The following is a 21,113-nucleotide window of genomic DNA, read 5'->3' on the forward strand; positions in this document are numbered from 1 at the left end:
ATAAAAAAGCCCGCTTGCAGCGAACTGCCAGCGGGCTCTGCTCCCTCCCCCACGTCGGGATGCAGGGCCATCGTGCGGGCTGCGAAAGCACTTTGCACGCTGCACTGCAAAACAAAACCGGCGGGTTTGGGTGAGCCCCCGGGGAAAAGCCATTCCACGAAGGTAGAACCCCCCGTACGGATGAGGATGGCCGATAATCGGGATTCCCCCCAGCAACACGTGTCGTCATGTCTGTTGATCGCATCGCCAACGCGCGTCTCCGTGACCGCGTGGTCTCCGCAGAGGCCGCAGCCGCGCTGATCCAGCCCGGTGAAACCGTGGCCATGAGCGGCTTTACCGGCTCCGGGTATCCCAAGGCCGTTCCCGTGGAACTGGCCCGCCGCATCGAAGCGGTGCATGCCCAGGGCCAGCCCTTCCAGATCAGCCTGATGACCGGCGCCTCCACCGCGCCGGAACTCGATGGCGCGCTGGCCAAGGCCGATGGCATCGCCATGCGCATGCCGTTCCAGAGCGACCCGGATGCGCGCAACCGCATCAACGAGGGCAAGCTGGACTACATCGACATCCACCTCAGCCACGTTGCCCAGCACGTGTGGTTCGGCTTCTACGGCGAGATCGATACCGCCGTGATCGAGGTCTCGGCCATCCGCGAAGATGGCTCGCTGGTGCCCTCTACCTCGGTCGGCAACAACAAGACCTGGTTGGACCTGGCCAAGAAGGTGATCGTCGAGGTCAACGAATGGCAGCCGGCCGGCGTCGACGGCATGCATGACATCTACTACGGCACCGCGCTGCCGCCGCACCGCAAGCCGATTCCGCTGGTCAATGCCAACGACCGCATCGGCGACACCGCGCTGCGCTGCGACCCGGACAAGATCGTGGCGGTGGTGCGTACCAACGGCCCGGACCGCAACAGCCCGTTCAGCCCGATCGATGCGACCAGCGAACAGATCGCTTCGCACCTGATCGAGTTCCTCAAGCACGAGGTGAAGAAGGGCCGCCTGCCGCCGAACCTGCTGCCGCTGCAGTCGGGCGTGGGCAACATCCCCAACGCCGTGCTGGCCGGCCTGGCCAAGAGCGGTTTCCGCGACCTGGCCGCGTTCACCGAAGTGATCCAGGACGGCATGCTCGACCTGCTGCGCGACGGCGTGCTGAGCTATGCCTCGTGCACCGGCTTCGCGCTGAGCCCGCAGGCCAACGAGACGTTCAAGGAGAACATCGATTTCTACCGCGAGCGCATCATCATGCGCACGCAGGAAATCTCCAACCATCCGGAACTGGTGCGCCGCCTGGGCTGCATCGGCATGAACGGCATGATCGAGGTGGACATCTACGGCAACGTCAATTCGACGCACGTGATGGGCACGCGGATCATGAACGGCATCGGCGGTTCGGGTGACTTTGCCCGCAACGGTTTCCTGTCGGCGTTCCTGAGCCCGTCCACCGCGAAGAACGGCACCATCTCGGCGATCGTGCCGATGGCCAGCCACGTGGACCACACCGAGCACGACGTGTCGGTGATCGTCACCGAACAGGGCCTGGCCGACCTGCGTGGCCTGACCCCGCGCAAGCGCGCGCAGGTGCTGATCGACAACTGCGCGCATCCGGATTTCCGCCCGCAGCTGCAGGAATATTTCGACCGCGCCAGCCGCGAGAGCTACGGCAAGCACACCCCCCACCTGTTGCCGGAAGCGTTGTCGTGGCACCAGCGTTGGCTGGATACCGGCACGATGAAGGGCTGAGGCCCGCTCTTGTAGAGTCGAGCCATGCTCGACTGCGTTCCTCGGCAGCCGAGCATGGCTCGGCTCTACAAAGAGCAGCTCCGCAGAATCAATGTAGAGCCGAGCCCACGCTCGGCTCCACGGCAAGCGGGTTACCCGCGCAGCGCCGCCAGCGATTCGGCCTGCAGCCGCTCGTAGATCTCGAACTCGTCATTCACCGCCACGCCCAGCGCCTGCTCGAAGGCCTCGCGGTTGGCGTGTGCGGCATAGGCGCACTGTTCTTCGCCGCCCAGGTTCGACTGGAAGATGCCCGCGGCACTGACCGGCAGGAAGTCCTCGTAGACGATCGGGTCGGCCGTGGCCAGTCCCGCTGCCACCAGCACTTCAGCCGGCAGATCGGCCACGCGCTCCGGCGCGGCACGGCCGGCGTCGGTCAGCTGGTAGCGGTAATAGCCCAGTCCTTCCTGGCGCAGCGTGTCATGGTCATGCGGGAAGCTGGCGAACACCGCCTGCAGGCGCTGGCCGTAGTCGCCACCGGTACTGCCTTCGCCACCGGCATCGCGTGCCTGCGACAGCAGCTGGTCGTACAGCGCGCGGCCCTTCGGGGTCAGCGCAAGGCCGCGCTGTTCGATCTCGCCGAAGCGCGCGGTGTGAGTGCCGGCATCGCCGCCTTCGTCGCCCGGGAAATGCACGGCTTCTTCCAGCGCCTTGAAGCTGGTCTGACGCAGCAGGATCGGGCAGGCGCGGCGCGGCGGGCCTTCGATGACCGCCTTGGCCGCCATGCCGTGTTCGATCATCGCGGCCTGTGCGGCGTCGATGTCCAGCGTGCGCGGGGTCAGGTGATTGATGTGCGGGCCACGGAAACTGACCACGTCGGCCACCAGCCGATGCGCGTTGTGCAGCGCGTGGTAGGTCGGCAGATCGACCGTGGCATCGCCGTGCCAGCGGAAGGTTTCCAGTGCTTCCTCGACGAAGTGCTCGGCATCGGCCTGCGCCAGGCCACCGTCACGCTCGGCCTGGTCGATCAGTGCCAGCGCGCCGTCGGTGAAGATGCGGCGACGTGCCAGGATCTTCGCCGACTCAGCACGCAGTGCTTCATCTTCGATCAGCTCCAGGCGCAGCAGCGAGGTGAACACGCGGAACGGGTTCTGCGCCAGCGCGGCACCGGTCAGCGGGCGGAACGCGGTGGAATGCACCGGCACGCCGGCCACCGACAGGTCGTAGTAGCCGACCGGGTACATGCCCATCACCGCGAACAGGCGGCGCAGCGTGGCCAGCTCCTGCACGGTGCCGACGCGGATCGCGCCATGGCGCTCTTCATCCAGGCGCGCACGCTCATCGTTGCGCTGCAGCTGCGCGGCCAGCGCCGGGTCCTGGGCAAGCACCTGCGCGTTGATCCGCTCCACCAGTTCCACCAGCGTGCCGTACAGCGGCACTTCGGTGCGGTACATGCGGGACATGGCCTGTGCGAACAGGCGGCGGATCACATCAGGCGAAACGAAAGAGGCGCTCATCAGTCACTCGATTACGGGAACGGGGAACAGCTCGAACCCGTATTGTCGCCGGAGCGCACGGCGGCGGCGATATGCAGAGCAACATGACGCCTGGCCTGTTGCCAGGGGGACGACCTGTGAGCCGCTCTTGGTGGGTGCGAACCTTGGTTCGCACTGATCTGTCAGCGGCCGGTGCAGAAGCAGTGCGAACCAAGGTTCGCACCCACCAGACGCAGCCCAACACTACCGCTTGAGCTGGCGCTTCAGGGTGGCATCCAGGGTGATCGGCCGGTCCCAGTGCTGGTAGCTGGCCACGATGGCGTGGCGCACGGCACGGTAATGCAGGTTGTCCGGCTTGATGGGCATGCGCTTCACCACCGCCTCCCAGCCGCCCTCCGGGTCCTGGCTGAAGGCGCGCACGCTGTCGCGGCAGGTCTGGCCGCTGGCCTTGGCCCAGAAGCAGGCGAAGTAGATGTCCCCGGCCTGCCAGCCATGGGTGGTGAACAGCGCGCTGATGTAGCCGCGCGGCACGCCCGCATAGCGCGACACTTCGTCGAGGAAGGCGTCGGGGTAGCGCTCGGCGTAGTGATTGATGTCCTGCAGCTGGGCATCGACCCAGCTGTCACCGGTTTCCACCTCGTAGGCCGCCGAACGCTCGGCGGTCTGCTGGGCCAGCACGGTGGCCGGCACCAGCAGCAGGGACAACAACAGCGCGCGCAGTCGGACGTTCATGCCCCGATTCTGCCGCAGCCGCCGGGGTCCTGTCAGGCCGCCGCAGCGGCCTTGGCCTCGATCGCCGCCAGTGCGGCCGGCCAATCGTGGGCGGTGTCGGCGGTGACCATGCGCGGTTCGTCGTCGGCCACGCCGTGCTGGGTCTCGTGTGCCCAGGTCACCGCGTAGGGGGTATGCACGCCCCAACCACCGAGGGTGACCACCGGCTCGATATCCGAACGCAGCGAGTTGCCGACCATCACGAACTGCTGCATCGGCAGATCGAATTCGGCCAGCACGCGGGCGTAGGTTTCCGGGTCCTTCTCCGAGACGATCTCGATGCGCGGGAACAGCTCGCCGAGGTTGGCGACCTTGATCTTGGCTTCCTGGTGGAACAGGTCGCCCTTGGTGATCAGCACCACCGGGTAGTGCTCGGCGATGGCCGCCACGGCTTCGCGCACACCGTCGATCAGCTCGACCGGGTGGCGCAGGGTATCGTGGCCGATATCAAGGATGCGCTGGATATCCTTCGCCTCGATGCGCTGGCCGGTGATGTCGATGGCCGCTTCGATCATCGACAGGGTCATGCTCTTCACGCCGTAGCCGAAGGTGCCCAGGTGGCGCTGCTGCACTTCCAGCAAGTGGCGCGCAGTCTGGGTGTCGTGCACGTCGACGTAGCGCGACAGCAGGTCAAGGTAATCCTGCTCGGCCTTGCGGTAGTAGTCCTCGCTCTTCCACAGCGTGTCGTCACCGTCAAAACCGACCAGGCCGATGGCGCGCGACGGCGCAGGCGTGGAGGTGTTCATCGCGCAAGGATACAGGGGCCGTGGTGACGAAAAAAACCCGGGCGGCCGCAGCCGCCCGGATCCCCATGCACCGGTCTTCCCGAATCAGGTGTAGATCAGCGGCCCTGGGCCGCGCCGGCACCTGCACCGGCCTGCTGCGCGGCCACGTAGGCCTTGTACTCATCGGCGCTCAGCTCGCCGTCCTTGTTGGTATCGGCCTGATCGAACACCTGGGCCAGGCCCGCGTTCACCTGTGCTTCGGTCTTGCTGATGGTGCCGTTGCCATCGGTATCGATGCTGGCCCAGGTCTGGCCACCGCCATTGGCCTGCGCCGATGCCGCTGCGGCTGCGTTGGTCGCCTGGTCGGCGGCCTGGCCAGCCTGTGCAGCCGCCTGCTGGGCCTGTGCGGCCTCATTCTGCGCATGCGCCGCCTGCTGCTTGGCCGACTGCGCCATCGCCGGAATGGCCAGCACGCTGCCAGCGGCGACGATCAGGGCGATCAGGGGCTTGCGGTTGCGAATAGTCATCAGGGGTGTCTCCTGCCAATTGGGTGGTGTTGCGCGGCGTGTTGTCTCCGCACGGCACCTACCCTGCCACCGCGTTTCTGAATCGATTTTGCGTCGCGAGTGGCGTGCACACACACGATTAACCACTCGCCTCCACCCATGCATTAGCGCGGTGGTTAGCAGCAAGTGAGCAGCTCATAAGATGCGCATTCAGCGCCGCAGGATTTAACCGGCAACCAACGAAAAACCTGCGTCAGTCGACGGTTTTTTTCGATGACCGCGAACTGAACAACACCCAGCCGAGCGCAACACCAGCGAGCGCGCCGGCGATTTCCAGCACCACGCGACTGCCGAGTTCGTTCGGATCGTGGATGGTTGCCAGGAACAGGCGCGCATACAGCGGCGACTCCAGCCGCACGATGCCCATGTAGAACAGCTTCCATGCATCGATGCCGGCGGAGATGATCACCGCGATGACACAGGACCAGCCGATCGCGTGACCGACTGTCCAGTGCAGGAGCCGGCACAGCTGCGACCACAGGAAGTACACCAGCAGCCCGACCAGCAGGGCGATGGCGCCCGCTTCCAGGGTGCCGAGCAGGCCGAAGTGCAAAGGAAGGTTCATCGGATGGGCAGGGATGAAGAGGCGGCCAGTGTAAGGGATCTGCCCTGGACCCAATCCGGCAGCCACGGTAGATCCACGCCATGCGTGGATGAATCTCCATCGAGATCGAGTATCTCGACGATTGAACGGAAAGCATCCACGCATGGCGTGGATCTACCGTGTCGACCAAGGTCGACACCTACCAAGAGCAGCGGGAAATTGTCAGGGCGCAGCCCTGCCGATACCCCCTAAAGCACTGGCACGTCGTACGCGGTGCCGGGATCCGGTTCGGGCTGCAGAGTGTAATGCCACCACTCCTGCGGATAGTTGACGAAGCCACGGCGCGCCATCGCCTGCACCAGCTGCTGGCGGTTCGCCTGCTGCACAGTGCTCAGCCCGCTCGTCCGGGTATGCGCGCGCGGGCCAAAGAAATCGAAGTCGGTGCCCATGTCCAGCGGCGTGCAGGCGCCAATGCGGCAATCCAGCAGGCCCAGATCAACCGTGGCGCCACGACTATGGCCAGAGCGCTCCGCGATGTAGCCGTCGGCCAGCAACCGTGGCTTGTCCAGGTCCGGGTACTGCTGTGCCTTGCGCGAGAGCTCGCGCGGATCGTTCACCCAGGCCATGAAGGCCTGCACCGAGCGCACCGGCCGGTAGCAGTCGTAGAGGCGCAGGCCAAAGCCCTGCGCACGCAGGTCCTGTTCCACCTGTGCCAGCGCCTTCGCCACCGGCGCCAGCAGGTAGCAGGACGGCGCCTCATAACCGGGCACGCGCGCGCCGGTGAAGTTGTTGGCACTGGCGTAGCGGATGTCCATGTCGATGCCTGGCGACAACGTGCGGATCTCCACCAATCCGCCGCTGGCCGCATCGGTGGCGGGTGAAACGCGCGGTGGCTCAGCGGCGTTGGCGGTCGCCGCCAGGGCAGTCGCCAGTACGAGTGAAATGCAGGTCCTGGAAGTCATAGCTGAAGTCGATGTCCGGGTCGATGGCACGCAGGTCCAGTGTGGGCGGCGCACCCTCACCTGGCTGCAACCAGGCCTGTGCGTCGTCGTCCAGCGTATCCCAGCGCAGCAGCCAGCGCCCCTGCAGTTGCAGCACGGCCGCTTGCAGCCTGGGCGACTTGTCCACGCTGAAGCGCAGGCCATCCTTGCCCGGGCACAGCGAAGCCGGGCCCAGCCACGGATCGGAGTAGCGGCCCTGCCAGCGCGGCAGGTCATTGCCCCGTGCCGGCTGTGCTGCTGCGGTCGCTGGCCGTTGGTGGCCGGATGCTGCCTGCGTTGCCCGGTCTGCCTTCAACTCGGCCAGGTACTCCATCGCCGGCCGCGCATCGTCGGGTGCAGTGAAGCGCTTCAGCATCGCCTGCATCAGCGCTGTGCGCGCGTCCTCGCCGTCGCCATTGATCAGCATCACCACACCCACCTTGCGGTCGGGCAGCAGCGCCAGCGACGAGTACATGCCCGACAACGTGCCGGTATGCGCCACCTTCCACTGCCCGTCCATGTCAGACACCCGCCAGCCATATCCATAACCGTAGAAATGCGCGTTGTCCCAGCGCCGCTGGCGTTCACCCAACGGCATCGGCATGTGCAGGGTCCACAGCGTGCGCCGCTGCTCGCTGCCCAGCCAGTCCGGCACCAGCGCGGGATCGAGCAAGACCTGCATCCAGCGTGTCATGTCGCGCAGCGAACAACGGATGCCTCCCGCCGCCATCGAGGGCAGGTCCGGGCTGATCGCAGCATCGGCGTTCACCACCTCGTTGCGTTCACCACGCCAGGCATGCGGCTGTGCCACGTTGCCCACGCGCTTCACCGACCACGCACCCACCTGGCAGCGCGTCATGCCCAGTGGTTCGAACACCTGCTCGCGCATCAGCTGGTCATACGGCTTGCCACCCGCTGCCGCCGCCACTTCGCCGGCCACCACATACATCAGGTTGTCGTAGGCATAGTGGCTGCGGAAGCTGCTGACCGGTTTCAGGTGCGCCAGCCCCGCGATGATGTCGGCACGGGTGAACGCGTTCGGCTCCGGCCACAGCATCAGGTCACCGGCGCCCAGGCCAAGGCCACTGTTGTGGATCAGCAGGTCGCGCACCTGCATCTGCTCGCCCACCCACGCATCGTGCATGCGGAAGCCCGGCAGGTGTCGCTGCACCGGATCATCCCAGCGCAGCGTGCCCTGCTGCACCAGCCGCGCCAGCAGCGCGGCGGTCATCGCCTTGCTGTTGGAGGCGATCTTGAACAGCGTGTCCTCGTCGATGCGGCCGCCGTCACCGCGCGCGCCGGCCGCGTGGCGATAGACAACCTGCCCATTCTCGACCACCGCCAGCGCCAGCCCGGGCAGATGCTCGGCCCGGACCACGGTCGCGATGTCGGCCTCGATGGCTGCACTGTCGACCGACGAAGCGGACGCTGCGGCCAGTGCCGCCGCGAGGATCAGCAGGTGGTGCATGCGGGCAGCCCCTCCATTGCCCGCGCCGTCACGGTGGACGGCGCGGATCGTGGTCTCAGAAGTTCCAGGTCACCACCAGCTGGGTGTAGCGCGGGGCTTGCCAGCGCGTACCGGTAGCGAACGTCGCCTCGCGATACTGGCCGGGCTGCGCCTCGTAGCGCTGGTGCACGTTGATGGTCTTCTGGTTGTTGAACAGGTTGTACACCGACAACCGGGCACTGAGGTCGATGCCCTCCACCGGCAGGCGCCAGGTCACGTTGGCGCCCATGGTCCAGGTCCACGGCAGGCGACCAAACGCGCCGCGCGGGCTGTACTCGAACTGGCGCTGGTTGTACGGGCCCGAACAGTTGGCCACGCACAGCCAACCGGTGCCACCACCACTGCCTTCACTGGAGGTGCTGCCACCGGCGATGGAGTCGTTCGGCCACATCACGCCGTAGGCGGTGATCGGGCCACCGGACTGCACCTGCAGCGTGGTGCCGAACGACCACTGCTTGTTCAGCGCATACGCGGCACGCAGCTTGAACTGATGGCGGAAATCGTTGAACAGCACGCCATAACGTTCGTTGGTGGCCGGGTGGTCCCAGAACTGCACCATGCCGGTGTCGCCGTAGTTGGTATCGGAGTTTACCGGGCCTTCGAAGTTGCCCTCGCTCTTGGACCACAGATAGGACGCGTTGAACATCCACTTCTCGTCCCACGCACGGTCGATCTGGAACTCCAGCGCCTTGTAGGTGCGCTTGGGCTTGGAGTAACCGATCACCTCGCCACTGCCGCCCTTTCGATAGCCGCTGTTGGCGGTGTCGATGGTGATCCAGCCTTCGTTGGCGCAACCGATGCTCTTGTCGCCCCAGATCGTCAGGCTCTCGCCCGGGTTGGCGATCGGCCACAGCGTGCTGGGGGTCGGGCCGCACGGGGTGTAGTTGATGCGGATGTCATCCAGCGCGCGGGTCATGCGCCGGTAGGTGGCATTGACGCCCCACGACCAGGCCTGGTTGATCATGTTCTGGAAGCCCAGGATGTACTCATCCTGGTAGACCGCCTTCAGGTCGCGGTCCACGCTCTGGCGCAGGTCGGCACCGCCGGTGTTCATGCGGGTGTCGGTCGGCCCGATCTGCTGGCCGACGACCGGTGCCATGTACGGTGAGCCGGTCGGTGAGGTTTTCCGCTCCCAGCCATTGAGTACGTAATAGCTGTACTCGTCGGTCAGACCACCGGCGAAGTTCACGTTGATGTTGTTGGTGACCGGCAGGTAGTAGCGGCCAGCGTTGCCGAACAGCTTGGTGCTGCCGTCACCGCGCATGTCCCACGAGAAGCCGACACGTGGCGCGATCAGGTCGTCCATCTTGATGAACGCCTTGCCGGCGGCGGTACGGTTCTCGAAGCGGTCCCAGCGCACGCCCAGGTTCAGCATCAGGTTCGGGGTGATGTTCCAGATGTCTTCCACGTACAGCGCATTGGCTTCGGTCTCGAACGTTCCGCCCGACTTGCGGTTGCGCGCACGCAGCATCTCGGTGACGCCCGCCGGCACGTAGGCGTTGGCGCCATCCCAGACTTCATCGCCCGGTCGCGCCACGTAGGCGGTATAGCTCAGTTCGGTCGGACCGGGGTAGCGTGTGGATTGCTTGGTGGTCATCAACTCGCGGTCGACACCGAAGCGCAGCAGGTGATCACCGAGCTGCCATTCGAAGTCCAGTCGCGCCACGTCACGGGTATCGTCACGCTCGGCCACTGCCGTACCGGTGGGATGGCAGCCGGCACGAAGACCCTGCAGCTTGCCCAGTCGCGGGCCATACGTACTGTCAGTGAACACCGGGCTGCAGGCCTGGTCCAACGACGAATTGGTGAACGCACGCTGGTTGTTCTGGCCAACCATGGCACGGGCGGTAAAGTTCTGCCCGAAATGGCCGGTGTAGGTGGCCGACCAGTTGCGGCCGCCGGTCTCGGTGACCGAATCGCCGCCCCAGGCGCCGAGCTGGTCGGCGTTCCAGTTGTAGCCGTACGACGCATTGGTGACATCGCCCTCATCCGAGAACGCCAGCAGCGCCAGGCTGTGGTTGTCGTTGATGTTCCAGTCCAGCTTGGTGCCCCAGAAGCCGTTGCCGGAGTCGTTCTTGAACCAGGTACTGCCATCGGACGAGGTGTTGTGGCCCTTGTCGCTGCGGTCTTCGTACATCGCGAACAGGAACAGCTTATCCTTGATGATCGGCCCGGAGCCCCAGACGTTGGTCTTCAGGAACGAGTTGTTGTCGCGGCTGCCATACGAATGCGGGGTTCCATCACGATGGAAGTGGTCGCCGCCGCTGGAGCGCCATGCACTCGGCTCAGCGGTGACTTCCACGCCGCCTTCGAATTCGTTGCTGCCCGAACGGGTCACCGCATTGATCACGCCGCCGGTGGAGCGCCCGAACTCGACCGAGTAGCCACCGGTCTTGACCTGGAATTCCTTGAAGAACGCGAATGGCGCCGTGCTGAAGCCACGACGGGTATACATGTCGGTGACATTCAGGCCGTTGATGAAGACCGCATTCTCGGCCACCGATGAGCCGGCGAACGACAGTCCTCCGAATGACGAGTTGCCGCCGACCACGCCCGGCGCCATCAACGCCACGGCGGACAGGTCCTGCGCCACCGGCAACCGCGAGATTTCCTGGCGGTTGATGTTGAAGGATGTTTCGGTGGAATAGACGTCCACGCGGTTGACCACGCGGGTGCCGACCACCTGCAGGGCATCCAGGTTGGTGACGCCGCCGCCACTGGCCAGGTTGACCGTGGTGGTGCCGCCTACCGCCACACTGACGGCGACCTGGTCGCCCAGCTTCTGGCCATCACGGCTGAGCTGCAACTGGTAATCCCCCACCGGCAGCTGGCCCAGGCGATAACTGCCATCGGCACCGACCGTGACGCTGCGGGTCAGACCCGTGCTGCTGCTCACCACAGTCACCTGGTCGCCGGCGGTGGCGCGCCCGGCCACTGCACCGCTTACGTTCTGTGCCATTGCGATACCGGGCAGCATTGCACCCAGACACGCCCCGAGAGCGACGCACAACGCCGCCCGCTTGATGCTGTAAGCCTTCATCCCCTGCTCTCTCCTGCAAGAATTGAATGGTGTGGAATGCGATGTGTCGCGCTAGCGTTGCCTGGCTGGCAGTACCCGCCACTGGAAGTCGTAGCTCCATTGGTCGAAGTACAGGTTGCCGCCTGCCCACTCGGCCTCGCCGCGCTGCGAGTCGACCGTTTCCGAGCGGAAGTGCTGCTTGGCCGGCACGAAGGGCTGGCCGAAATCGTCGTTGAAAGCGATGCGGTAGCCGTCGAGGCCACCCAGATAGAAATCGCGCAGTGCAGGCACATCGCTGGCAAGCGCGCCGGTGGTCACGTCCATCGGCAGCCAGCCATACGGCGCCAGGTAGACCTGCCCCCAGTCATGCAGGTTGTTGTAGCCGCTGCCATCGTCGGAGAACACCATGCCCGACTGCCAGCGCGCGGGAATACCGTTCATGCGCAGCAGCGCGATCAGCAGCAGGGTCTGCTGTCCGCAGTCGGCATGGCCGGCATGCAGCGCGTAGTCGCTGATGTTGCTGAGCGTGGAGTATTCGCGCGCACCGGCCCAGGGAATGCGATCCACGGCAGCAACCAGCTTGCGCAGCACTTCATACGGACGTGTCTCGCCCTGCAGTACCTGGTCGGAGGACAGCTTCAGCGCCGGGGTGAAGCGCACATGCGGCAGCTGCTCGGCCAGGTAGGGCTTCAAGGCCGGATCAGCCGGGGTTGGTTGTACCTTGGCCGGGTCGATCCCGGCATGCCGGGCGAGGATCGTGACCGCGTAGCGGATCTCGAAGCGCGTCGGCTGCCCAGCCACTGCCTTGGCTTCCAGGTAGGCGGTGCGCTGCAGGGTACTGCCCGGTGCCACCCGCGCCTTGCCCGGGGTGCTGCCCAGCCACTGCACCTGTTCCTGCTGCCCGGGGATTTCGCGCGGGTACGGAATCCAGGCCCGTACAGTTTCGCCGGCCGGGACGGCGTCGGCCTTTACCGTGAGCGACTGGGTGAATTCGATGCGCTGTGGCAGTACCGATGCCTGGCCACTCTGTTCGGCCGCGGCAACCACACGCGCATGGTGTGCATTGAGCACCTCGTTCGGGCCCGGCGCTGGCGTCGGTGCATCCGCGCGGCGGCGTGCGCGTGCTTCGGCGCTGAGCAGGAACAGGTTCGAAGGTGCGCGCTTGAAGTACCAACGCGTGCCATCGATGTCGAGATGCTCGATCAGGCCGAGCTGGTCCCAGCGTGCGAATTCCTCGTCGGTCAGGTCGGGAATCCAGCGCCGCACGGCGGCCTTAGCGGCGGTTTCGTCGAGGGAAAAATCCAGGCGGATGCGGCGCATGCGTTCTTCCTGGAACGCGATGTCGTCGAAACTGACGCCAGGCTCCGCCGCGTCGGCGGCCGACCAGGTGTTCAGTTCGCTGTGAGCCTCAAAGAACCGTCCCACGTCGATCATCTGCACGACACGCGCAAACTGGATGGCTGAGGGTGGCGGCTCCGCTCCCGCCGACCACGCCCACAGCAGCAGCGCGGCACATAGGCCGGCAGCGGCAGGCAGACGCGGTTTGCGAACGGCAGACTCCACAGCGACACTTTCCCAGCGCGGGTGGTAACGGCTGTGTAACACGGGCCGGGATGCCGGTCAATAATTTATTCTTGATTTCATGGCCGAAAGGAATAAATATTCCAGCAGGCATTCGAGGAGGGTGTGCACCGCATGAGCCTGGCTTCCCGCGAACCGCGCCGGCGTTGGCCGCGCCGGTTGACCCTGGCCCTGTGCCTGCTGGCCGCACCGGCCTTCGCACAGACCGCCCCGCCCCCCGATCCCGGCGCACCGCTGCCCTATGTGATCGGCCTGCACGAGGCCTACCTGACCCCGCAGTACTGGGCCGCGCGCCTGGACAACGCCGATGCGCCGATTCTGGACCGCGCGCAGATCGAGGCACAGAACGCACGGATGCGGGCGCAGGACAGCCATATCCAGGACATCGCCACACTGCCCGCCCGGCTTGATGCGGCGACGGTGCGTGCCAGCATCAGCGCGCTGTCCAGCTGGCCCACGCGTGCACTGTTCAACGAGAAGGGCCAGGCCATCGCCCCCGCACTGCGCAGGGCGACCGAAGCCAACCTCGGCCTCGATGCGATTCCTGCCGAGGTGGCACCGGCCTACGGGCTGGTGGTGAAGCGCGCGGCACTGCGTACCTTCCCCACCCGCGAGCGCGTCTTCAGCACCGCCGGTGACACCGACATCGACCGCTTCCAGGAATCGGCGCTGTTCCCCGGCGACAAGGTCGCGGTGGTTCACCACAGTGCCGACGGCCGCTGGCTGTTCGTGCACAGCGAGCGCTACAGCGCATGGATCGAGGCCGATGCCATCGCCAGCGGCGACAAGGCCACGGTGCTCGGCTACGGCGCGAAGGGGCCGTACCGCATCGTCACCGGCGCCACCGCACAGACCGTCTACACCCCGGAAGAACCGCGCGTCTCGCGCCTGCAGCTGGACATGGGCGTGCGCCTGCCAGTGCTGGCCGACTGGCCTGCGTCTGAGCCGGTGAACGGCCAGCAGGCGCACGCCTCGTGGGTGGTGCAGCTGCCGGTCCGCGAAACCGACGGCGGCCTGAAGCTGGTGCCGGCCCTGCTGCCGCGCTCGCAGGACACCGCCGCCGACTACCTGCCACTGACCCCGCGCCTGCTGCTGCAGCAGGCCTTCAAGTTCCTTGGCGAACGCTACGGCTGGGGCCATGACTACGACACCCGCGACTGCAGCGGGTTCGTCTCCGAGATCTACCGCAGCTTCGGCGTGTTGCTGCCGCGCAATACCAGTGCACAGGCGGTCAGCCCGGCACTGGATCGCCTGCCGTTCACCGACAAGGTCGGCAAGGCCACGCGCGACCGTGCTGTCACCGACCTGCAGGTGGGCGATCTGGTCTACATCCCCGGCCACGTGATGATGGCCATCGGCCACGTCGACGGCCGCACCTGGGTCATCCACGATACGGCGGGCGGCAGCTGGTTCGGTGCCGACGGCAAGCGCGTGCAGGCCCATCTCAATGGTGTTTCGGTCACGCCGCTGGAGCCGATGATGGCCAGCGATACCGTCCGCTACATCGACCGCATCACCAACATCCAGCGCCTGCGGGCCAAGACTCCTGAATGAAGATCACCGCCATCGAACTGGGCATGCTGCGCGTGCCGCTGAAGACGCCGTTCAAGACTGCCCTGCGCACGGTGGAAACCGTGGAAGACGTGGTGGTGCTGATCCGCACCGACACCGGCCACACCGGCTACGGCGAAGCCCCCGCCACCGCCGTGATCACCGGTGATACGCACGGCTCGATCATCGAAGCGATCCGCCACTTCATCGCCCCGCGCCTGATCGGCCAGGACGTGGTCAACCTCAACCATCTGTGCACGCTGGTGCAGACCGCGATGGAGCGCAACACCAGCGCCAAGGCGGCGGTGGAGATCGCGCTGTACGACCTGTGGGCGCAGCTGCACGGTGCGCCGCTGTACCAGATGCTCGGTGGTGGCGACCCGGTGATCACCACCGACATCACCATCAGCGTGGACTACATCGACAAGATGGTGGCCGACTCGCTTTCAGCGATCGAACGCGGCTTCGAGTCGCTGAAGATCAAGGTCGGGAAGGACATCGGCCTGGACATCGAACGGGTCAAGGCGATCCACGCCGCCGTGGAAGGCCGCGCCCTGCTGCGCCTGGACGCCAACCAGGGCTGGACCGCCAAGCAAGCGGTGCATGCGATGCGCGCGCTGGAAGACGCCGGCGTGGTGCTGGAACTGCTGGAGCAGCCGGTGAAGGCCGCCGACATCAGCGGCCTGAAGTACGTGACCGACCGGGTCAACACGCCGGTGATGGCCGACGAAAGCGTGTTCAGCCCCAGCCAGGTGATGGACCTGATCCAGCAGCGCGCGGCCGACATCATCAACATCAAGCTGATGAAGACCGGCGGCCTGTCCAACGCGATCCGCATTGCCGACATCGCCGGCATCTACGGCGTACCGTGCATGATCGGCTGCATGATCGAGTCGAGCATCAGCGTGGCCGCCGCCGTGCACCTGGCGGTGGCCAAGAGCGATGTGATCACCAAGGTCGACCTCGACGGCCCGTCGCTGGGCCAGTTCGACCCGGTCAGCGGCGGCGTGCATTTCAACGAATCGGAGATCAGCATCAGCGACGTGCCGGGGCTGGGCATTACCGAAGTGCGCGGGCTGGAGATGCTGGGTTGATCCCTGCCTTGTGGCTGACCTGGCGTACAACTGACTTTGGGTCGGGCGTTACTTTTCTTTTCGTGAAAAGAAAAGTAACCAAAAGAAACGCTCCGCCGGCCGCGAGCCGACGTGCTGCGCACGTCGGTGCCCTGCGCTCCTCGGTCCGCCGAGGGACGGCGCGGAACTCGCTACGCTCAGACACCCGCGCCTCTTCGCCCTCGCCGGACCTGCGGTGCTCGGCTCGCTTGAAGGCGGACTCAACGTCAAAGGCAACAACTGCACTCCGTAACCTCTTCGCGGCTGGAACCCGCCCGACCCATTCCATGGCACGCTCTACGCTGCCAACCGCAACGCGCCTACACATGCCCGGATACCCCGCATGCCGCCCCTGCTGAAAATCCGCACCGAGCGCGGGCAGATGTCGGCCATTGAGCGCCGCATCGCCGACTTCATCCTCGACAACGCCCACCTGCTGCGTGACTACTCGTCACAGCAGCTGGCCAGTGCGCTCGGCATCAGCCAATCCAGCGTGGTGAAGTTCAGCCAGAAGCTCGGTTTCAAGGGCTACCCGGACCTGAAGTATTCCATCGGCCAGGACGTAGCCCGCGTCGGTGCCGATCCACAACAGGCGCCCAGCGAACCCGACAGCGGCGACGATTACCTGCGCCTGGGCGAGGCCCTGCGCCGCAGCAAGGCACAGGCTGAAGAGGAAACCCGACAGGCCAATCCACGCGAGGAAATCGAGCGCATCGTGCAGCTGCTTGACGGCGCACCGAAGCTGTTCGTGTATGGCCTGGGTGACGATGGCCTGTTCGCACGCGAGTTCGCCATGCGGCTGTCGCTGCTCGGCCTGTTGGTGGTACCGCATACCGACCCGATCCTGATGCTGGCCAACCTGTCGGCTGCGCGCCCCGGCGATGCGCTGCTGGTGTTCTCCGAATTCGGCAACCTGCCGCAGCTTTCGCAGCTGTCACGCCAGTTCCAGGACATGGGTGGCAAGGTGATTTCCATCACCCGCCATACCGCCAACCCGCTACGCGCGCATGCTGACGCAGCACTTGTGGTGTGCGCGCACGATCGCACGCCGCAGGTCGCGCAGCTGCTGTACCGTAGCGCCATGCACGCCCTGCTCGATTTCCTGTTCGTGCTGCTCTGCCACACCAATCCGGACCGCCAGCAGCAGCTGGCGGTGAACCTGGAGCGGATCGACCACCTGCTGGATTCCTGACCGGAGCACCTGTTGATGAAATCGCTGGTCCGTCTCGCTACCGCTGCGCTGCTGCTTGCCGCGGCGGTGTCCGTCCACGCTGCGCCGCTGGAGGGTGCGCGCCAGCTGATCGTGGTCACCAGCGAAAGCTGGGACAGCACGCAGGGCCAGCTGCAGGCCTATGTGCGTGATGGCAAGGGCTGGCACGCGCATGGACAGGCGTTCCCGGTGGCACTGGGCCGCACTGGCAGCGCCTGGGGCCTGGGCCTGCACCCGGCGCAGGCCGATGGCCCGCAGAAGCAGGAAGGCGATGGCCGCAGCCCGGCGGGCGTGTTCGCGCTCGGCAGCGCGTTCGGCTATGCCGTCACCCGCCCCGGCACCGCGATGCCCTATCAGCCAATGCTGGACAGCAGCTACTGCATGGACGTACCCGGCTCGCCGTTCTACAACCGCATCGTCGATGAGAAGAAGGTCGGCAGTGCAGCGGTCAAGGGCTCCACCGAGCCGATGCGGCTGGACCTGCACAACAAGGGCGACGTGCGTTACCAGGAAGGCTTCGTGATCGCCCACAACCCGGACAACCAGCCCGGCAAGGGCAGCTGCATCTTCGCCCATCTGTGGCGCCAGCCGGGTGAGGCCACCGCCGGCTGCACCGCCATGCCGCAGGCACGCATGCAGGCCCTGCTGGACTGGTTGCGCCCGCAGGATGCGCCGCGCTTCGTGCTGCTGCCGCGCGCCGAGTACACGCGCCTGCAGGCCCAGTGGCAGCTGCCCGCACTGCGCGGAGACGCCCGTTGAGCGCGCAGGACGAACCGCAGCTGCAGCGCGCGGTCAGCCGCTGGCAGATCGTCGGCCTGTCGATCAACGATGTGATCGGCAGCGGTATCTACCTGCTCCCAGCCGCCACCGTCGCCCTGCTCGGCCCCTTCAGCCTGTGGGGCGTGGTCGCCGCCGGTATCGTCGTGGCGCTGCTGGTGCTGTGCTACGCGCAGGCCGCCAGCTACTTCGATGAGCCCGGTGGCAGCTACCTGTATGCACGCGAGGCCTTTGGCCGCTTTGCCGGGTTCGAGATCGGCTGGATGATCTGGCTGACCCGCATCAGCTCGGCGGCCGCACTCAGCAATGCACTGGCCGACGCAGTCGCGCGGTTCTGGCCGTGGGCGGGTGCCGGCATGGGGCGCATCGCGATCATTGTGGTATCGCTGGGCTTCCTCACCGGCGTCAACATCATCGGTGTGCGCTCGGCCGCGCGCACCGGCGTGGTGCTGGTGATCGGCAAGATGTTGCCGCTGCTGCTGTTCGTGGCCATCGGCGCGTTCTACATCGACCCGCAGCTGGCCTTCTCCGGACAACGCCCGGACCCGCATGACCTGCAGCGCATGGGTGAAGCCGCCTTGTTGCTGCTGTACGCCTATGCCGGCTTCGAGAACATCCCGGCCGCCGCCGGCGAGTATCGTAATCCGCGCCGCGATATTCCGTTCGCGCTGATCACCATGATCATCACCGTCACCGTCATCTACGGCGCGGTGCAGGTGGTGGCGCAGGGCACGCTGGCCGGCCTGGCCAGCTCGGCCACGCCGCTGGCCGACGCCGCTGCCGGCTTTGGCGGCGAAGCACTGGCGCTGATCCTCACCGTAGGCGCGACCATCTCCATCCTCGGCACCAACAGCAACACGATGATGATGGGCCCGCGCTTCCTGTTCGCGCTGGCCCGCGATGGCTACGGGCCGAAGATCCTGGCGCAGGTGCATCCCCGCTTCCATACCCCGGCCGCGTCGATCCTGTGCCAGGGCCTGATCGCGCTGGGCCTGGCCCTGTCCGGTTCGTTCGTGCAGCTGGCCCTGCTGTCGATGACCACGCGCCTGTTCGCCTACATCGGAACGGCCGCTGCGGTACTGGTGCTGGCCAAGCGCTACGCCGGCCGCCCCGGCGCATTGAAGCTGCCCGGTGGCCCGCTGATTCCGGTGCTGGCGCTGCTGCTGTGCGTTGCGCTGTTCGCCAGTGCCAGCTGGCAGAACATTGCCGCTGCACTGGTCGCATTCGCCATCGGCGCGGTGATCTACAAGCTGCCCCGCAAGGATGCCGACGCCGGGTGATTGGTAGCGCCGGGCATGCCCGGCGGATTGATCTGGCGATCACGCTGCCGGACCGGGCCGTTAACCGCCACGCAGGCACGATCAGGCTTCGTCCACAACGGAGCCTTCCATGACCGAGTACCAGATCCCCGGCCGCGTACCGGACGACAGCACGCCGCGTGATGCGGTCAGCAACTACTGGCGTGAGCGCTACACGGCCGAACCGTATTACGACGACCAGCTGTTCTTCGAGGATTATGAACCGGCCTACCGCATCGGCCACGCCGCGCGTGCGCAGGACATGATCCGCGCCTACGAACAGGTCGAAGCTGAACTGGAGTCGCGCTGGGCCAGCGAGCGTGGCCGCAGCCGGCTGGAATGGGCGCAGGCGCGCGGTGCCGTTCGCCGTGGCTGGGAGGATGCACAGCTGGCGGACCCGCGGTTGAAGCGATAGCGCCATGCTTTTGTCGGGCCGAGCCTACGCTCGGCTCGACTCCACAAACGCCGCACGACAGCCGAGCATTGGCTCGGCTCTACACATTCACTCCTGTTCCGGCAGCGGCGGCACGACCGCGCTGCGCTTGCTCTCACCGCCACCGGCGGCGATCAGGTCGCGGGTGTTCTTCTGCACCGCCACCGCGCCGAACAGCGACAGTGCATACGCCATGCCGTAGAAGCCCTTCTCGCTCGGTGCCAGCGTGGCATTCCACAGGCCAACCAGCAGCAGCATCAACGCCGACAGCAGTGCGAACCAGCACAGCGCGTAGTACAGGCCACTCACCGGAATGCCCTCGACGCGGTCACGCACGCTCTTCTGCAGCGACACCGACGCGAACAGGCCGAACAGCAGCAGGGTCAGGTAGTAGCCCTTTTCGTTGAGCGCCATCGTGGCGTTGAACAGACCGATCAGGTAGGCCGCCGCACCCAGCAGCAGGGCCACCCATGAGGCGGCGATGAAGGCGGTGGATGGCTTGTGGGGCATGGCAGTGTTCATTGCAGATCCTTGGCAGGCAGACGGGCACGCTTTGCCCGGGCGTGCCCACCCTAGACGATCCCGCCGCGCTCGCACAGGGGTCGCAGGACCTTCGGGCCAGGACCGTCACCCCATCGGTGGTATACAAGGGACAGCCCGGCCATCCGCATCCCCGCACTGGAGATACCCATGACCCGCACGCCCCTGCTGCTCGCCCTCGGCCTGGTGCCGATCCTTGCCACCTCCGCCTGCAATGCGGCCGACCCGGCCGCCAACGGCGCCCAGATCACAGCGCCCGCAGCCTCCATCGCTGCCGACCAGCGCCCGTTCACCGCCACCGAAATCAGCCGCTTCGACCAGCCGTGGGCGATGACCTTCCTGCCGGACGGCAGCCTGCTGGTCACCGAAAAGCGCGGCAAGCTGCAGCACCTGGACCTGGCCAGCGGCCAGAAGCACGAGATCACCGGGGTGCCGAAGGTCGCCTACGGCGGCCAGGGCGGCTTCGGTGACGTGATCCTGCACCCGCAATTCGCGAGCAACCACGTGATCTACCTCAGCTATGCCGAGGAAGGCACGCTGGACACCCGCGGAGCGGCCGTGGCCCGTGCCACGCTGGCGCTGGATGCCAACGGTGCCGGCCAGCTGAAGGACCTGAAGGTGATCTGGCGACAGAGCCCGAAGGTGAGTGGTGAAGGTCACTACGGCCACCGCCTCGCCTTCGGCCCCGACGGCAAGCTGTGGATCAGCTCCAGCGAGCGGCAGAAGTTCGATCCGGCGCAGGACATGGGCGGCAACCTCGGCAAGATCATCCGCCTCAACGATGATGGCAGCCTGCCCGCCGACAACCCGTTTGCCTCGCAGGGCGGTGTTGCCGCGCAGGTGTGGTCGCTGGGCCACCGCAACATCCTCGGTATGGCTTTCGATGCCAACGGCAAGCTGTGGGCGCACGAGATGGGCCCGGCCGGTGGCGACGAACTGAACCTGATCGTGCGCGGCGCCAACTACGGTTACCCGGTTGTTTCCAACGGTGACCACTACGACGGGCGCCCGATTCCCGACCACGACACGCGCCCTGAATTCGCCGCGCCGAAGGTGACCTGGACACCGGTGATCTCGCCGGCCGGCTTCGTGATCTACAGCGGCAACCTGTTCCCGCAGTGGAAGGGCAGCGGCTTCATCGGTGGGCTGTCGTCGACCTCGCTGGTGCGTGTGGCCTTTGATGGCGACAGCGCGCGCGAAGCCGAGCGCTTCAACATGGGCGAGCGCATCCGCGAAGTGGAACAGGGCCCGGATGGCGCGCTGTGGTTGCTGGAAGACGGCAGCA

18 protein-coding genes are annotated in these 21,113 nt (G+C 66.1%); 8 read left to right on the forward strand and 10 right to left on the reverse strand.

The features are described 5' to 3' along the window. Window positions 1-227 precede the first annotated feature (227 nt). Window positions 228-1,742: an acetyl-CoA hydrolase/transferase family protein gene (locus N5J73_RS20545; protein WP_049449372.1), complete on the forward strand. Its 1,515-nt coding sequence runs from the start codon at window positions 228-230 to the stop codon at window positions 1,740-1,742. Between the two features lie 131 nt (window positions 1,743-1,873). On the opposite strand, the gene N5J73_RS20550 is transcribed toward N5J73_RS20545, so the two are convergent. From N5J73_RS20550 to N5J73_RS20590, 9 genes are all read right to left on the reverse strand, one after another. After that, a complete protein-coding gene (locus N5J73_RS20550) occupies window positions 1,874-3,235 on the reverse strand; it encodes a VOC family protein (RefSeq protein WP_164078640.1) in 1,362 nt (453 codons plus the stop codon). Between the two features lie 222 nt (window positions 3,236-3,457). After that, window positions 3,458-3,946 (reverse strand): hypothetical protein, encoded by a 489-nt coding sequence (locus N5J73_RS20555; protein ID WP_049449376.1) that lies wholly within the window; start codon window positions 3,944-3,946, stop codon window positions 3,458-3,460. Between the two features lie 32 nt (window positions 3,947-3,978). Next, on the reverse strand, window positions 3,979-4,731 hold the full coding sequence (locus tag N5J73_RS20560) for an HAD family hydrolase (protein ID WP_049449377.1): 753 nt from the start codon (window positions 4,729-4,731) through the stop codon (window positions 3,979-3,981). A 95-nt stretch (window positions 4,732-4,826) separates the two neighbouring features. Further along, the gene (locus N5J73_RS20565; RefSeq protein WP_049437070.1) at window positions 4,827-5,237 is read right to left on the reverse strand and encodes an EF-hand domain-containing protein; all 411 of its coding nucleotides are present in this window, start codon (window positions 5,235-5,237) and stop codon (window positions 4,827-4,829) included. A 232-nt stretch (window positions 5,238-5,469) separates the two neighbouring features. Continuing rightward, on the reverse strand, window positions 5,470-5,841 hold the full coding sequence (locus N5J73_RS20570) for a hypothetical protein (RefSeq protein ID WP_049449379.1): 372 nt from the start codon (window positions 5,839-5,841) through the stop codon (window positions 5,470-5,472). A gap of 227 nt (window positions 5,842-6,068) precedes the next feature. Further along, complete coding sequence (locus tag N5J73_RS20575; RefSeq protein ID WP_049449381.1) at window positions 6,069-6,782, reverse strand: M15 family metallopeptidase; 714 nt, start codon at window positions 6,780-6,782, stop codon at window positions 6,069-6,071. Beyond that, a complete protein-coding gene (locus tag N5J73_RS20580) occupies window positions 6,715-8,268 on the reverse strand; it encodes a serine hydrolase domain-containing protein (RefSeq protein ID WP_049449383.1) in 1,554 nt (517 codons plus the stop codon). Before N5J73_RS20580 ends, N5J73_RS20575 begins: the two co-directional genes overlap by 68 nt. 55 nt (window positions 8,269-8,323) lie before the next feature. Then, window positions 8,324-11,347, reverse strand: coding sequence for a TonB-dependent receptor (locus N5J73_RS20585; protein WP_049449385.1), 3,024 nt, complete (start codon window positions 11,345-11,347; stop codon window positions 8,324-8,326). A 51-nt stretch (window positions 11,348-11,398) separates the two neighbouring features. Next, window positions 11,399-12,889 carry a transglutaminase-like domain-containing protein gene (locus N5J73_RS20590; RefSeq protein WP_049449387.1) on the reverse strand — a complete coding sequence of 497 codons (1,491 nt, stop codon included), beginning with the start codon at window positions 12,887-12,889 and terminating at the stop codon, window positions 11,399-11,401. Window positions 12,890-13,021: 132 nt separating this feature from the next. Here N5J73_RS20590 and N5J73_RS20595 point away from each other — a divergent pair, with 132 nt between their 5' ends. The 6 genes from N5J73_RS20595 to N5J73_RS20620 all read left to right on the forward strand — a co-directional run bounded on the left by N5J73_RS20595 (window position 13,022) and on the right by N5J73_RS20620 (window position 19,270). Continuing rightward, complete coding sequence (locus N5J73_RS20595; RefSeq protein WP_049449389.1) at window positions 13,022-14,461, forward strand: SH3 domain-containing protein; 1,440 nt, start codon at window positions 13,022-13,024, stop codon at window positions 14,459-14,461. Then, entirely contained in the window at window positions 14,458-15,552 is a 1,095-nt protein-coding gene (locus tag N5J73_RS20600; RefSeq protein WP_049449390.1) for a dipeptide epimerase, read from the forward strand. The genes N5J73_RS20595 and N5J73_RS20600 overlap by 4 nt, the downstream gene beginning before the upstream one ends. Before the next feature lie 361 nt (window positions 15,553-15,913). Beyond that, window positions 15,914-16,762: a MurR/RpiR family transcriptional regulator gene (locus N5J73_RS20605; protein ID WP_049449392.1), complete on the forward strand. Its 849-nt coding sequence runs from the start codon at window positions 15,914-15,916 to the stop codon at window positions 16,760-16,762. Window positions 16,763-16,777: 15 nt separating this feature from the next. After that, the gene (locus tag N5J73_RS20610) at window positions 16,778-17,539 is read left to right on the forward strand and encodes a L,D-transpeptidase family protein (protein ID WP_049449394.1); all 762 of its coding nucleotides are present in this window, start codon (window positions 16,778-16,780) and stop codon (window positions 17,537-17,539) included. After that, window positions 17,536-18,837, forward strand: coding sequence for an amino acid permease (locus tag N5J73_RS20615; RefSeq protein ID WP_049449396.1), 1,302 nt, complete (start codon window positions 17,536-17,538; stop codon window positions 18,835-18,837). Before N5J73_RS20610 ends, N5J73_RS20615 begins: the two co-directional genes overlap by 4 nt. Before the next feature lie 109 nt (window positions 18,838-18,946). Continuing rightward, window positions 18,947-19,270: a hypothetical protein gene (locus tag N5J73_RS20620; RefSeq protein ID WP_033833647.1), complete on the forward strand. Its 324-nt coding sequence runs from the start codon at window positions 18,947-18,949 to the stop codon at window positions 19,268-19,270. A gap of 87 nt (window positions 19,271-19,357) precedes the next feature. Here the strand turns inward: N5J73_RS20620 and yiaA are convergent, their stop codons facing one another. After that, entirely contained in the window at window positions 19,358-19,810 is a 453-nt protein-coding gene (gene yiaA / locus N5J73_RS20625; RefSeq protein WP_049449398.1) for an inner membrane protein YiaA, read from the reverse strand. Between the two features lie 168 nt (window positions 19,811-19,978). Between yiaA and N5J73_RS20630 the strand changes: the two genes are divergently transcribed. After that, window positions 19,979-21,113: PQQ-dependent sugar dehydrogenase (locus tag N5J73_RS20630; protein ID WP_279941338.1), on the forward strand; the 1,135-nt coding region annotated here is incomplete at its 3' end.

It is taken from the genome of Stenotrophomonas sp. GD03654 (genome assembly GCF_029845105.1).
Lineage (GTDB): Bacteria > Pseudomonadota > Gammaproteobacteria > Xanthomonadales > Xanthomonadaceae > Stenotrophomonas > Stenotrophomonas africana.

Excerpts from the sequence above, each read along its gene's own strand:
- N5J73_RS20545 (WP_049449372.1), top strand. The coding sequence starts at position 228 with ATGTCTGTTGATCGCATCGCCAACGCGCGTCTCCGTGACCGCGTGGTC.
- N5J73_RS20550 (WP_164078640.1), bottom strand. The coding sequence starts at position 3,235 with ATGAGCGCCTCTTTCGTTTCGCCTGATGTGATCCGCCGCCTGTTCGCA.
- N5J73_RS20555 (WP_049449376.1), bottom strand. The coding sequence starts at position 3,946 with ATGAACGTCCGACTGCGCGCGCTGTTGTTGTCCCTGCTGCTGGTGCCG.
- N5J73_RS20560 (WP_049449377.1), bottom strand. The coding sequence starts at position 4,731 with ATGAACACCTCCACGCCTGCGCCGTCGCGCGCCATCGGCCTGGTCGGT.
- N5J73_RS20565 (WP_049437070.1), bottom strand. The coding sequence starts at position 5,237 with ATGACTATTCGCAACCGCAAGCCCCTGATCGCCCTGATCGTCGCCGCT.
- N5J73_RS20570 (WP_049449379.1), bottom strand. The coding sequence starts at position 5,841 with ATGAACCTTCCTTTGCACTTCGGCCTGCTCGGCACCCTGGAAGCGGGC.
- N5J73_RS20575 (WP_049449381.1), bottom strand. The coding sequence starts at position 6,782 with ATGACTTCCAGGACCTGCATTTCACTCGTACTGGCGACTGCCCTGGCG.
- N5J73_RS20580 (WP_049449383.1), bottom strand. The coding sequence starts at position 8,268 with ATGCACCACCTGCTGATCCTCGCGGCGGCACTGGCCGCAGCGTCCGCT.
- N5J73_RS20585 (WP_049449385.1), bottom strand. The coding sequence starts at position 11,347 with ATGAAGGCTTACAGCATCAAGCGGGCGGCGTTGTGCGTCGCTCTCGGG.
- N5J73_RS20595 (WP_049449389.1), top strand. The coding sequence starts at position 13,022 with ATGAGCCTGGCTTCCCGCGAACCGCGCCGGCGTTGGCCGCGCCGGTTG.
- N5J73_RS20600 (WP_049449390.1), top strand. The coding sequence starts at position 14,458 with ATGAAGATCACCGCCATCGAACTGGGCATGCTGCGCGTGCCGCTGAAG.
- N5J73_RS20605 (WP_049449392.1), top strand. The coding sequence starts at position 15,914 with ATGCCGCCCCTGCTGAAAATCCGCACCGAGCGCGGGCAGATGTCGGCC.
- N5J73_RS20610 (WP_049449394.1), top strand. The coding sequence starts at position 16,778 with ATGAAATCGCTGGTCCGTCTCGCTACCGCTGCGCTGCTGCTTGCCGCG.
- N5J73_RS20620 (WP_033833647.1), top strand. The coding sequence starts at position 18,947 with ATGACCGAGTACCAGATCCCCGGCCGCGTACCGGACGACAGCACGCCG.
- yiaA (WP_049449398.1), bottom strand. The coding sequence starts at position 19,810 with ATGAACACTGCCATGCCCCACAAGCCATCCACCGCCTTCATCGCCGCC.